At 69.6% G+C, this 13,690-nt stretch carries 7 protein-coding genes; 3 read left to right on the top strand and 4 right to left on the bottom strand.

Features of this window, described 5'->3' with window-relative positions:
- Positions 1-23: 23 nt before the first annotated feature.
- The 3 genes from HXX10_RS14350 to HXX10_RS14340 form a co-directional block, all read right to left on the bottom strand.
- Positions 24-1,868, bottom strand: coding sequence for a DUF882 domain-containing protein (locus tag HXX10_RS14350; protein WP_296523184.1), 1,845 nt, complete (start codon positions 1,866-1,868; stop codon positions 24-26).
- A 456-nt stretch (positions 1,869-2,324) separates the two neighbouring features.
- The gene (locus HXX10_RS14345) at positions 2,325-4,358 is read right to left on the bottom strand and encodes a L,D-transpeptidase family protein (RefSeq protein WP_296523182.1); all 2,034 of its coding nucleotides are present in this window, start codon (positions 4,356-4,358) and stop codon (positions 2,325-2,327) included.
- Between the two features lie 269 nt (positions 4,359-4,627).
- Positions 4,628-6,136: a sigma-54 dependent transcriptional regulator gene (locus HXX10_RS14340; RefSeq protein WP_296523180.1), complete on the bottom strand. Its 1,509-nt coding sequence runs from the start codon at positions 6,134-6,136 to the stop codon at positions 4,628-4,630.
- A gap of 208 nt (positions 6,137-6,344) precedes the next feature.
- Here HXX10_RS14340 and HXX10_RS14335 point away from each other — a divergent pair, with 208 nt between their 5' ends.
- Positions 6,345-8,192: a M3 family oligoendopeptidase gene (locus HXX10_RS14335; protein ID WP_296523178.1), complete on the top strand. Its 1,848-nt coding sequence runs from the start codon at positions 6,345-6,347 to the stop codon at positions 8,190-8,192.
- A 177-nt stretch (positions 8,193-8,369) separates the two neighbouring features.
- On the opposite strand, the gene HXX10_RS14330 is transcribed toward HXX10_RS14335, so the two are convergent.
- On the bottom strand, positions 8,370-8,963 hold the full coding sequence (locus tag HXX10_RS14330) for a TetR/AcrR family transcriptional regulator (RefSeq protein WP_367141977.1): 594 nt from the start codon (positions 8,961-8,963) through the stop codon (positions 8,370-8,372).
- Positions 8,964-9,132: 169 nt separating this feature from the next.
- Here HXX10_RS14330 and HXX10_RS14325 point away from each other — a divergent pair, with 169 nt between their 5' ends.
- Positions 9,133-10,281 carry an efflux RND transporter periplasmic adaptor subunit gene (locus HXX10_RS14325; protein ID WP_296523287.1) on the top strand — a complete coding sequence of 383 codons (1,149 nt, stop codon included), beginning with the start codon at positions 9,133-9,135 and terminating at the stop codon, positions 10,279-10,281.
- 164 nt (positions 10,282-10,445) lie between these two features.
- On the top strand, positions 10,446-13,661 hold the full coding sequence (locus HXX10_RS14320; protein ID WP_296523175.1) for an efflux RND transporter permease subunit: 3,216 nt from the start codon (positions 10,446-10,448) through the stop codon (positions 13,659-13,661).
- Positions 13,662-13,690: the final 29 nt, after the last annotated feature.

Below are 13,690 nucleotides of genomic sequence, written 5' to 3'. Positions count from 1 at the left end.
TCGGCGCGGGCGAGCCCGCCGCCTCAGTGCAGCGAGGCGGTGCGGCGGAACGTGACGGTGGCGAGAAAGACCACGGCGCCGCCGCTGAATCGCTCGGTGCCGAGGCCCGGATAGGGCTCGTTGGCAAACGACATCACCACCGAGCCGATCGGCTTGCCCATCAGGCCGGACAGCTCCGAAAAATCGGGATCGCCGTAGGACGTCACGGTCAGCGAGGTGTGCAGGTTCGGCGCCATCATGACGGCGCGCAGCCACGGGTCGTCGAAGCGCATGCCCGGGACCACCGGGACGACGGCCGCGGTCGGCGCGGGCACCGTTGCTGCGACGGTTTCGGCACCACGGCCGCCGGGCAGGCGGGCCGCGGTCTTCTTGACCATGGCGAGCGGGGTGCCGTCCGCAGTCGGCGTCGGTGCAGGAGCGGCAGCCGGCGTCTCGGCCGTGAGGCGGGCGCGGTCGACCAGCGAGCCCATGGCGGGCGCGCGCGCCGGCGAGGCCGGGTTGCCGCGGCGGTCCGGCTCGGCCGCATAGGCGAGCGCCAGCTCGAGCGGGACACGGTCGGCGGCGTCGCGGTTGCGCGGCCACAGCGAGCCGGTCTGGCTCACGGTGCGCTCCCGGGTCGGGATGATCACGTCGCCGCCGGCCGAGGCGGTGCGATAGGGCTGCTCGGAGGCCGCGGCAGGCTCGCTCGCCGAGCCCATCTCGGCGCGCGGACGCGGCGGCTCCTCGCCCAGGATGGCGACCGAGGTGCTGGCGGCCGTCGGAGTGAGCGTCACCGGGGTGCTCGATGCCGAGGCGAGCGCGAACATCTCGGGTTCCGGCGCGGCCGGCGGAGCCGGCGGCTTGACGGCGGCGGCGCGGATCGCGCCCGGCTTCGCCGGCTCTTGCTTGGCGGGCTCTTGCTTGGCGGTGTCGAGCTTGGCCGGCTCGACCTTGGCGGTCTCCGGCTTCGCCGTCTCGACGCGGGCGGTCTGGAGGCGCGTGGCACGCGGGCCGTCCGCCGGCTTGGGCGAGGCGGCCGGCAGGGCCGCGGTCGCGCGGGTCGCGTCCTCGTCCTCTTCCGGATCCTTGCCGCCGCCGAACAGCGCGGCGAGCAGGTTGCGGCCTGGCCTGGCCGGCGCCGCCGTGTCGACGCCGGCGGCACGCGCCGCCTCGAGCGAGGCGAGCGACGGCGCGCTGCCGTGCTTCTGCAGGTCGGCCAGCGCGAGCTGATAGCCAGGCAGCGGCTTGCCGTTCGACGGAACGTGAACGGTACGGCCGTTCGGGAAGACACGCGCGAGCTGGTCGTAGGTCATGCGTGGCCAGTGGCGCACGCCGGCGACGTCCACATGGATGAACTGCGAGCCCGGATAGTAGCCGACGCCGCCGCGCTGCAGCCGCATCGCCGCCTCGCGCTGCCGGTCGAGCGAAACGTTGCGGACCTTGAGGTCGATCGCCTTGCCGAGCATGTGCTGGCTGTGCTGGGCGACGCCGCCCGAGCGGGCACGCAGCATTGAATTCGTCGCCGGGGCGCGATAGCCGCAGATGATCTCGACGCCGTCCTTGCCGTCGACGGCCCGATAGAGCTCCCACACGGCATCGATCACCTGGGGGTCCATCCTGACCGCCTCGTTGCGGCGCCAGTCGCGCAGCTCCCAGTTGATCTTCTTGAGCGCCTCGTCGTCGTAGCGGCCATCACGCTTGTACGTGATGGTGAGGGCTTCGCCGGTGTGCTGATGGTGGAACGTGATGGTGCGGGTGTCGCCGTTGGCCGCCGCGGTCTGCAGACCGTCGCAGCCGAAGCAGAGCACCAGGGCGGCGAGGCCGACTCGGCGACCGGCACGCAGAACCGCGCCGGTCGCCGAATCGTGGCTGACGTTGCTCAGTGCCACGTTCGATCTCTCATTCAGACATAGCTCCAACGTCCCCGCGAACAGTGTCCGCGGAGCGTGTCGCCGGATCGCACCCCCGTGCACAATCCGTCGACGGGGCTCATTCGTCCTTATGGGATCGGTAACCGCAGCGTCGCTGCCACCCTCTCCCCCATCACGAGTTATTCACTAAACCGTGAGTATGGCGAAAACAAGCCGCCTGTCGCCGCTGCGACACGCCGCCAGAAGATTTTGATCCGACTAGTATTTTACCGGAGGACCGAGCGCATTTCGAGGCTGCCTCGGAGGTGCCGGAATTCGGGAGTCGAAGTGAACGAGTCACACTCCATACATGGCGCAATACTTGCTTAATTGGCCGCGCTGCACCGCGCCGGCCAAAACGACAGCGGCCGGGACGACGCCCGGCCACCATCGACGCTCATCGCAACACCGCGGGCGAAACGTCCCGGGAAAAGCTCAGCGGAACAGGTTGAACAGCGGGAAGCCGCTGGAGCGCGGCTGCTCCTGCGGCAGGCGCACGGCCTGGCGCCGCACCGCGCCCGCCGACGAGGCCTCGCGCCGCGGCTCGACCGGCGTCTCGGCATATTTCCGCTCGTCGCTCTTCAGCGCCGCGATGGTGCGGCTGTCGCGGCCGTAGATGTCCTCGCGGATGACCAGCTTGCCGGTCTCGTCGACCGAGGCGGTCTGGTAGGTCAGGTGCACCGGGATCGGGTTGGGGAACCTGATGTCCCGCTCGCCCGAGCCGTACATGGCGCGGATGCGCTCCGCCGTGTAGCGCTCGTGCGGCAGCGTCAGCCCGAGCAGCACCTCGGCGTATTTGTCCGGATCCTTCACCCGCATGCAGCCGTGGCTGTAGGCCCGCTTGTCGTGGGCGAACAGGTGCTTGTCCGGCGTGTCGTGCTGGTAGACCAGGAACTTGTTGGGGAAGTTGAAGCGGATGCGGCCGAGCGCATTGCCGGCGCCGGGCGGCTGCGAGATGTGCACCGATCCGTCGGGATTGCGCGACACGTTGAGCCCCATGCGCGACAGCACGGTCGGATCCTGCTGCAGGGCCGGCAGATACTCGCCATAGACGATCGACGGCGGCACGTTCCAGGTCGGGTTGACGGTGATGTACTTCATCGTCTCCGACAGCAGCGGCGTCGCGTGGTTGCCCGGCTTGCCGACGACGACCCGGGTCGTCCACACGGTCGCGCCGTTGTTGTAGACCCGCAGCATGTATTCCGGGATGTTGACGACCACGTGCGACTTGCCGAGGTCGTGCGCGACCCAGCGCCAGCGCTCGAGATTGGCCGCGATGATGTCGGCGGTGCGCTCGTTGCGCGGGCCGTTCATGGCGTCGATGGTGGCGGTGTCGAACGTGCCGGTCTGCTTCAGGCCCTTCTGCTTCTGGAGCGCCTTGACGGCGTCGCCGAGCGGCTTGTCGTAGGTGGTGCCGGTGCCGGCGACGCCGAGCTTTTCGCGCAGATCGGGGACCCGTTCGTCCTCCATGCCGACCTTGAGGGCCGGGCCGTAGCCGATCCGCTTGGCGGCGCCCTCACCGGACAGGCCGCGCACCTCGGCGAGCTTCGCCTTCAGGGCCTTGTAGGCCGGATGCTGCGGCATGTAGCTGTCGAGCGCGGCGCGCGCGTCGCTCGCCGAGGCGAGCTTGCCGAGCACCTCGGCGGCCTCGGGGGCCGTCTGGTAGTAGACGATGTCGCCGGAGACCCGCGACCAGTGCACACGGCCGACCGCGGCGTGGCGCGCATAGGCGAGCAGCGTGGCATCGAGCTTGAGCTCGAAGTCGGCGATCTCGTCCGGGCTCGCATCGGCCTTGAGCTGCGGCACCGCATAATCGTCGGGATCGAGACCGTCGTCGGCCACGGCGCGGAGCTGTGCCGTCACGGCGCGACCGCGCTCGTTGACGGCGCCGTTGTCGGTCCACACCGGCGCATAGCTGCGTCCGCCATAGAAGGTCTCGAGCGAGGTCCGCACCTTGGCGTCGAAGCGCCGGTCGGTCTTGCGGCCGATGAGATCGGCGAGCTTCTCGCCGACCTGCTGGTCGACCGTGACCACCTTGGCGAGCGGGACGACCGGGATCGAGCCGGTCGCGGCCGGCTCACCCGCCGGAGCGGCGGCGGCCTTGGGCGGCGCGGTGTCGGCCGGCGTCACCACGGTGGTGGCGGCCGGGGTCGGCGGCACGGCCGCGGTCTCGGCCGGTGTGGCCGCAGGCTCGGGCGAACGGTCGGGGTTCGATTCGGTGACGGCGGTCGGCGGCGCCGCAGGCGCGCTCGGGGCCGCGTCGGCCTTGGTCTCGGACTTCGTCTCGGCAGCGGCCGGGGCGATGTCGGTCGGGGTCACCACCAGGGGCGCCGGCTCGGTCGCGGGCACGGCGGTATCGAGCGACGATGTATCGGGTGCAGGTTGCGACGGGACCGATTGGGCCTGGGCGGTGCCGATGGCGAGAACGAGCGCAAGGGCCGTTCCGGCGAGCAGACGATCGAAGCGCATAGGCGATGTCCTCCCAGGGCAAACGTCAGCACCACGTCAGTCGAGCCGTCGATGCGAACCGTTCATCCTCGCAACCACGACCGTCGGACCAAAAAACTCGGACCCGGAACCGGCAACCAAGTCTCGCATCGGCCCGAAAGCACCGATGCAGCCGCGGCGGGCGCCGTTCCGACAACGCTCGACCGCAGCATCAGGCCCTCAACCTAGCGCAGCCGCCGCCGCGCAAGCTCTTCTTTTCGCGTCTATTGCGGCTCTTTTCGGAACGCCTGTCACCGGACGGCCACGTCGGGCTCGAGCGCCTCGTCGGCGTCGGCCAGCCCGAGGCCTTCCAACTTGCGATACAAAGTCGACCGACCGATCTTCAATTTCCGTGCGACCTCAGACATTTGTCCGCCGTAATGGACGATCGCGAAGCGGATCGCCGCGGCCTCGATAGCGTCCAGCGACCGCACCTCGCCATCGTCGTCGAGGAGCGCCAGCAGGCCGGCGGAGGACTGAACCGTATCGTCGAGCGATACGGGCGCGGCCTCGACCGGCAAGGTCTGCGGCAGATTCGTGGCAAACTCGCCTGTGTCGACGAGAGGAGGCGCCGCGACAGCCGCTCCGGCGATCTGCGGGAACTCGCCGGGTCCGAGCTCGTCGCCGTCGGCCAGCACCACGGCGCGGAACACCGCGTTCTCGAGCTGGCGGACATTGCCGGGCCAGGAGAAGCGCGACAGCAGTGCCACCGCCTCGGCCGAGACCCGCCGCACCCGCCGCCCTTCCTCGGCCGCGAAGCGCAGCAGAAAGTGGCGGACCAGGTCCGGAATGTCCTCAGGGCGCTCGCGCAGCGGCGGGATGGTGATCGGGAAGACGTGCAGCCGGTAGAACAGATCCTCGCGGAAGCGCCCGGCGGCGACGTCGGCGATGAGATCCCGGTTGGTGGCCGAGATCAGCCGCACGTCGACCTTGACGGGCCTGCGGCCGCCGACCGGCTCGACCTCGCCCTCCTGCACGGCGCGCAAGAGCTTGACCTGGGCGGAGGCGGGCAGTTCGCCGACCTCGTCGAGAAACAGCGTGCCGCCCGACGCCTCGACGAATTTCCCGACATGGCGGTCCGAAGCGCCCGTGAACGCTCCCTTCTCGTGGCCGAACAGGATCGACTCGACCAGCGTCTCGGGCATGGCGCCGCAGTTCACGGCCACGAAGGGCCTCGCCCGCCGCTCGCCGGAGCCGTGGACGGCGCGGGCGACCAGCTCCTTGCCGACCCCCGATTCGCCGCCGACCAGCACGGGAATCGTCGAGCCGGCCGCTTTCTCGGCGGCGCGCAGCACGGCGCGCATCCTCGGGCTGCGGGTGACGATGTCCTTGAACGTCAGGGTGCCGGTGCGGCTGCGCTTGATGCGCGACAGCTCGCCTTCCAGCGCCCGGGCGGCGAGCGCGTTGCGCAGCGACACCAAGAGCCGCTCGGGCCCCACGGGCTTGACCACGAAATCGACCGCGCCGGCCCGCATGGCCGAGACCACGGTGTCGATGCCGCCATGGGCGGTCTGGACGATCACCGGGACCGACTGGCCGGCCTCGCGCAGCGCGGCGAGCACGCCGAGCCCATCGAGGTCGGGCATCACCAGGTCGAGCACCACGGCGTCGACGGCCGGCGCGTTCGGGTCGCTCAGCAGCGCCATGGCGGCGTCGCCGCCCGACGCCGTCACGGCCTCGAAGCCGAGCTTGCCGACCATCGCCTCGAGCAGCCGCCGCTGCACCGGGTCGTCGTCGACGATGAGAACGCGCTCCGCCATGGTGGCGACCGGCCTTGCGTGGGTTGTCTCGATTTGGGTCATTGTCGGGGAACGGGCTTAACGTCGGCCTAACCGGCCGCATCGGCCCGACCGGATACTCCTGGAGGATGGGCGCCGCCCGGCACCGCCATTGCTTTGCCACCTCGACACCGGATACGACCGGTACGCTTCACAGGCATTCGCTTCACAGGTCCGGATCACCGCCGCCATGTCACCGTCGCCTGCCCGCTCGGCCGTCACCGCCACCAGTTCCGGCAAGGACCCTGCCGCCGCCCTCGGGGCGCTGCCGGAATGGAACCTCGCCGACCTCTATCCCGGCATCGATTCGCCCGAGGTGAAGCACGACCTCGACCGCGCCCGCGCGGCCTGCGTCGCCTTCGAGGAGACGTTCAAGGGCAAGCTCGCCGCTTTGGCGCAGCAGCCCGACGCGGGGCGCGCGCTCACCGCCGCGATCCACGAGCTGGAGGCACTCGACGACCTGCTCGGCCGGCTGATCTCCTATGCGAGCCTCGTCCATGCCGGCGACACCACGGATCCGGTGCGAGCGAAATTTTACGGTGACGTGCAGGACCAGATCACGGCGGCGTCGTCGCATCTGTTGTTCTTCGCGCTCGAGCTCAACCGCATCGACGACGCGCTGCTCGAAGCCGCGATGGCCGATCCGGCGCTCGGCCACTACCGGCCGTTCATCGAGGACGTGCGCAAGGAGAAGCCGTATCAGCTCGAGGACCGGGTCGAGCAGCTCTTCCACGAGAAGTCGGTGACGGGCTATGCGGCCTGGAACCGGCTGTTCGACGAGACCATCGCCGGGCTGCGCTTCAAGGTGCAGGGGAAGCTGCTGCCGCTCGAGCCGACCCTGACGCTCTTGCAGAACCCGAGCGAGACGGTGCGCCGCAAGGCCGCCGAGGCGCTGGCCGAGACGTTCAAGCAGAACCTGCGCACCTTCACGCTGGTCACCAACACGCTCGCCAAGGACAAGGAAATCTCCGACCGCTGGCGCGGCTTCGCCGACATCGCGGATTCGCGCCATCTCGCCAACCGGGTGGAACGCGAGGTGGTGGAGGCGCTGGTGACGGCGGTGCGCGACGCCTATCCGCGGCTGTCGCACCGCTACTACGCCCTGAAGGCGCGCTGGTTCGGCAAGGAAAAGCTCGCTCATTGGGACCGCAACGCGCCGCTGCCCAAGGTCGCGACCCCGACGATTCCGTGGGACGAGGCGAAGGGCGCCGTGCTGTCGGCCTACGGGCAGTTCTCGCCCAAGATGGCGGAGATCGCCGAGCGCTTCTTCACCGACCGCTGGATCGACGCGCCGACCCGACCCGGCAAGGCGCCGGGCGCCTTCGCGCATCCGACCGTGCCGTCGGCGCACCCCTATGTGCTGCTCAACTACCAGGGCAAGCCGCGCGACGTGATGACGCTCGCCCATGAGCTCGGCCACGGCGTCCATCAGGTGCTGGCCGCCAGGAACGGCCCGCTGATGGCGCCGACCCCGCTGACGCTCGCCGAGACGGCGAGCGTGTTCGGCGAGATGCTGACCTTCCGCAAGCTCCTGGCCGGCCTCGAGGACAAGAAGCGCCGCCGCGCCATGCTGGCCTCCAAGGTCGAGGACATGCTCAACACGGTGGTGCGGCAGATCGCCTTCTACACGTTCGAGCGCGACATCCACACCGAGCGCCGCGAGGGCGAGCTGACCACCGACCGGATCGGCGAGATCTGGATGAAGGTGCAGAGCGAGAGCCTCGGCCCGGCGATCGAGCTGAAGGAAGGCTACGAGGCGTTCTGGGCCTATATCGGCCACTTCGTCCACGCGCCGTTCTACGTCTACGCCTACGCGTTCGGCGACTGCCTGGTGAACGCGCTGTACGCCGTCTACGAGAACGCCCACGAGGGCTTTGCCGAGCGCTATCTCGCCATGCTGGCGGCCGGTGGCACCAAGCCGCACGCCGAGCTTTTAGCCCCGTTCGGCCTCGACGCCCGCGACCCCGGCTTCTGGCAGGGCGGCCTCGGCCTGATCGCCAGCATGATCGACGAGCTGGAGGCGATGGAGACGGCGTAGGGGCTTCGGGCCGGAAGGCACCTCCTCGTCATTCCGGGACGCTGCAAAGCAGCGGGCCCGGAATCCATAAACACAGACCGGGGTTATGGATTCCGGGCTCGCGGGCTTACAGCCCGCGCCCCAGAATGACTGGATGTCTCAGGCACTGCGCCCGGAATACGAGGCTTCGAGGATCGCCTACACGGGCCACGCCCGCATCGCCGTGGCGGCGATCTTGTGAAGGTCGTCGCGGCTGGCGCCGCCGGCGGCGTGGATCGACATGCCTTCCAGCACGGTGGCGACGAAGCGGGCGAAGTCGGCCGGATCGAGGTCGTCCGGCAGCTCGCCTGCGGCCTTGGCGCTCATCAGTCGCTCGCACAGACGCCGCTCGCCTTCGCGGCGGCGCCCGATGAGCTCCTGGTGGACGTCCTGGGCCATGTCGGAGCAGGCGATCGTGCCGCGCACCAGCATGCAGCCGGGCGGGTTGCAGGCTTCGGTCATGAAGTCGGCGGTGCCGTGCAGCAGCCGCTCGACCATGTCGCGCGGCGACGGCGTGGCGAGCGCATCGTCCCAGAACTTGGTGCGGACCGCGACGTAGCGCTCCAAGACCTTGCGGAACAGGCCTTCCTTGTTGCCGAAGGCGGCGTAGAGGCTCGGAGGGTTGATGCCGATCGCGTGGGTCAGCTCCGCGACCGAGGCCCCCTCGTAGCCGCGGCGCCAGAACACCTGCAGGGCCCGATCGAGCGCCTCGTCCATGTCGAATCCACGCGGACGTCCCAGTCCCACGGCCATCACCTTCTTGTTTTTTACTGATCGCTATATAAGTCCCTTGACGGCGCCCGTCCAGACCTTTATGTAGCGACCACTAAATAAGTCGACGGAGCGCCACATGACCCCCAATCGTACCATTTTCGCCGGCACTGCGCTGGTCGCGATCCTGGCGGCCGGGACCGCCGGCGTGATGCAGCTCGGCATCGCCCCGGCGCGGTCCAGCACCCCGGCCGCAGCGGCGCCGGCGGCCGTGCCGGTCTCGGTCGCGGCGGTGGAGCGGCGGGAGGTGGCGCTGTTCGACGAGTTCTCCGGCCGGCTGGAGGCGATCGAGCGGGTCGAGGTGCGGCCGCGGGTCTCCGGCGCCATCCAGGACGTGCACTTCGTCGAAGGCGCCCTGGTGAACAAGGGCGACCTGTTGGTCACCATCGATCCGGCCCCCTATGCGGCCGAGGTGGCCCGCGCCGAGGCGCAGGTCGCCGCCGCGCAGGCCCGCGTCGCGCTTGCCGCCAGCGACCTCGAGCGCGGCCAGCAGCTCTTCGGCAACCGCACGGTGTCGCAGCGCGACCTCGACCAGCGCGTCAATGCCGAGCGCGAGGCCGCCGCCAACCTGAAATCGGCCGAGGCGAGCCTGCAGACGGCGCGCCTCAATCTCGGCTGGACCGAGGTCCGCGCCCCGGTGTCGGGCCGGGTCGGCCGCCAGGAGATCACGGTCGGCAATCTGGTGGCGTCCGGCGGCGGCGCGCCGGTGCTGACCACGCTGGTCTCGATCGATCCCATCTATGCGAGCTTCAACGCCGACGAGCAGGCCGTGCAGCGGGCCCTGAAGGGCCTCGGCACGACGGCCGACCCGCACACCGCGGTCGACCGCATCCCGGTGCTGCTGGACACGCCCCACGGCGAGCCGCTGCGCGGCTGGATGCAGCTCATCGACAACCAGGTCGACGGCCGCACCGGCACGGTGCGGGTGCGGGCCGTGTTCGACAATCCGAAGAGCACGCTGATGCCCGGCCAGTTCGTGCGGTTGCGCATGGGCCAGCCCAAGGCCGAGCCGGCCCTGCTGGTCAACGAGCGGGCGGTCGGCACCGACCAGGACAAGCGCTTCGTCCTGGTCGTCGGCGCCGACAACAAGGCGGCCTACCGGGTGGTCGGGCTCGGAGCCGCGACCGACGGCCTGCGGGTCGTCACCCAAGGCCTCGCCGAGGGCGAGCGCATCGTCGTCAACGGGCTGCAGCGGGTGCGGCCCGGCGCCGTCGTGGCGCCGAAGCAGGTCGGCATGGAGACGGCGTCGTGGTCGACGCCCAGCCCCGTGCACGTGACCGAGGCGACGGCGCGCGACTGAGCGCCGAAGGAAGCAACGTTTGCATTGCCGGTCATTCCGGGGCGCGCCGAAGGCGCGAACCCGGAATCCAGACACGAACTCAGAACACGACGTTGGATTCCGGGTTCGCCGCTCCGCGGCGCCCCGGAATGACCACCTGACGTGTTCTTAGAAAGACACCCCCGATGTCCTTCTCGCGCTTCTTCATCGATCGGCCGATCTTCGCCGGCGTGCTGTCGGTGCTGATCTTCCTCGCCGGCCTCCTCGCCATGCGGGTGATGCCGATCTCGGAATATCCCGAGGTGGCACCGCCCTCGGTGGTGGTGCGCGCCACCTATCCGGGCGCCAACCCGAAGGTGATCGCCGAATCGGTGGCGACCCCGATCGAGGAGGCCGTGAACGGCGTCGAGGGCATGCTCTACATGGCGAGCCAGGCGACCACCGACGGCCTGATGACGCTGACGGTGACGTTCCGGCTCGGCACCGATCCCGACAAGGCGCAGCAGCTCGTGCAGAACCGCGTCTCGCAGGCCGAGCCGCGGCTGCCCGAGGACGTCCGCCGGCTCGGCATCACCACGGTGAAGAGCTCGCCCGACCTCACCATGGTGGTGCATCTCCTGTCGCCCAACGACCGCTACGACATCACGTATCTGCGCAACTACGCGGTGCTCAACGTACGCGACCGGCTCAAGCGCATCGAGGGCATCGGCGACGTGCAGATCTTCGGCGCCGGCGACTACGCGATGCGGGTGTGGCTCGATCCGCCCAAGATCGCCCAGCACGGCCTGTCGCCCGGCGACATCGTGCGGGAAATCCGCAACCAGAACGTCCAGGCCGCCGCCGGCGTGATCGGCGGCCCGCCCAACGCCGCCGGCCTCGACTATCAGCTCTCGGTGAACGCCCAGGGGCGCCTGCAGAACGAGGAGGAGTTCGGCGACATCATCGTCAAGACCGGCGCCGACGGCGCCGTGGTGCGGCTGCGCGACGTCGCCCGCATCGAGCTCGGCGCCTCCGAATACGCGCTGCGCTCGCTCCTCAACAACAAAGCGGCGGTGGCGCTCGGCATCTTCCAGTCGCCGGGCTCGAACGCGCTCGCCATCTCGGACAATGTCCGCCGCGTGATGGCCGAGCTGCAGGGGGCCATGCCGGAGGGCGTCGCGTACGCGATCGTCTACGACCCGACCCAGTTCATCCGCGCCTCCATCGAAGCCGTCGTGCACACGCTACTCGAGGCCATCGCGCTGGTCGTGCTGGTGGTGATCGTCTTCCTGCAGACCTGGCGCGCCTCGATCATCCCGCTGCTCGCCGTGCCGGTGTCGATCATCGGCACGTTCGCCGTGATGTACGCCTTCGGCTTCTCGATCAACGCGCTGACGCTGTTCGGCCTGGTGCTGGCGATCGGCATCGTGGTCGACGACGCCATCGTCGTGGTCGAGAATGTCGAGCGCAACATCGAGGCCGGTCTCTCGCCCCGCGAGGCGAGCTACCGCGCCATGGAGGAGGTGTCGGGCCCGATCGTCGCCATCGCGCTGGTCCTGATCGCCGTGTTCGTGCCGCTCGCCTTCATCTCGGGGCTCACCGGCCAGTTCTACCGGCAGTTCGCCCTCACCATCGCGATCTCGACCGTGATCTCGGCGATCAATTCGCTGACGCTGTCGCCGGCGCTCGCCGCCCTGCTGCTGCAGGGCCACGGCACCCCCAAGGATGCATTGTCGCGCTTTCTCGACCGCGTGCTCGGCTGGTTCTTCCGCGGGTTCAACAAGGCGTTCGGCGGCGCCTCGCGCTCATACGGCGGCGGCGTCGGCCGGGTGATCTCGCATCGCGCCGTGGCGATGGGCGTCTATCTGGTGCTGGTCGGGCTCACGGTCGGGCTGTTCCAGGCGGTGCCGGGCGGCTTCGTGCCGGGCCAGGACAAGCAGTATCTGGTCGGCTTCGCCCGGCTGCCGGATGGCGCGACGCTCGACCGCACCGAGGAGGTGATCCGCAAGATGAGCGAGATCGCGCTCAAGACCGAGGGCGTCCAGGACGCCATCGCGTTTCCGGGCCTGTCGATCTCCGGCTTCACCAACTCGTCCAATGCCGGCATCGTCTTCGTCGGCCTCAAACCGTTCGACGAGCGCAAGAGCGCGGCGCTGTCCGGGCCGGCGCTGGCGCTGGCTCTCAACAAGAAATTCGCCGTGATCGAGGAGGCCTTCGTCGCCATGTTCCCGCCGCCGCCGGTGTCGGGGCTGGGCACCATCGGCGGCTTCAAGCTGCAGATCGAGGACCGGACCGGGCAGGGCTACGACGCGCTCAAGGCGGCGACCGACGCGTTCACGGCGAAGGCCATGCAGACGCCGGAGATCGCCGGCGTCTTCTCCAGCTTCCAGGTCAACGTGCCGCAGCTCTATGCCGACATCGACCGCACCAAGGCGCGCCAGCTCGCGGTCGCGGTGCCGGACGTTTTCGAGGCCCTGCAGGTCTATCTCGGCTCGGCCTACGTGAACGACTTCAACAAGTTCGGCCGCACCTACTCGGTCCGGGTGCAGGCTGACGCGCCGTTCCGGGCCCGCCCCGACGATCTCGGCGCCCTGAAGGTGCGCTCGACCACGGGCGAGATGGTGCCGCTCGCCGCCGTGCTGCGGGTGCAGCCCTCGGCCGGACCGGAACGCGCCATGCGTTACAACGGCTTCCTGTCGGCCGACATCAACGGCGCGGCGGCGCCCGGATTCTCCACCGGCCAGGCCCAGGACGCGGTGGCGCGCATCGCCGCCGAGACGCTGCCGAAAGGCTTCGATTACGAGTGGACCGAGCTGACCTATCAGGAAATCCTCGCCGGCAATTCCGGCGTGATCGTCTTCCCGATCGCGCTGCTGCTGGTGTTCCTTGTGCTGGCGGCGCTCTACGAGAGCCTGACCCTGCCGCTGTCCATCATCCTGATCGTGCCGATGGGGATTTTGGCCGCCATGACGGGGGTGTGGATCGCCGGCGGCGACAACAACATCTTCACCCAGATCGGCCTGATCGTGCTGGTCGGCCTGTCGGCCAAGAACGCCATCCTGATCGTCGAGTTTGCGCGCGAACTCGAGCTCGGCGGGCGCACGCCGGTCCAGGCCGCCATCGAGGCGAGCCGGCTGCGGCTGCGGCCGATCCTGATGACGTCGATGGCCTTCGTCATGGGAGTGCTGCCGCTCGTCACCTCGACGGGCGCCGGCGCCGAGATGCGCCGCGCCATGGGCGTCGCGGTGTTCTCCGGCATGATCGGCGTGACGCTGTTCGGCATCTTCCTGACGCCGGTGTTCTACGTCCTGCTGCGGGCGCTGACCGGCAACCGGCCGCTCAAGCATCCGGCCGGCGGGACGGAAGGCCACGGCGAGAACGCCACGCACGCCCACGAACAGACGCCCGCGCCGGCGGAGTGATCGAAAGCCGCACCGTCCTCGACGCGGGG

The organism is Rhodoplanes sp., assembly GCF_013377085.1.
Taxonomy (GTDB): domain Bacteria; phylum Pseudomonadota; class Alphaproteobacteria; order Rhizobiales; family Xanthobacteraceae; genus Rhodoplanes.
The sequence above is the reverse complement of the archived record's forward strand: the minus strand, read 5'-3'. Positions and strand labels throughout refer to the sequence as shown.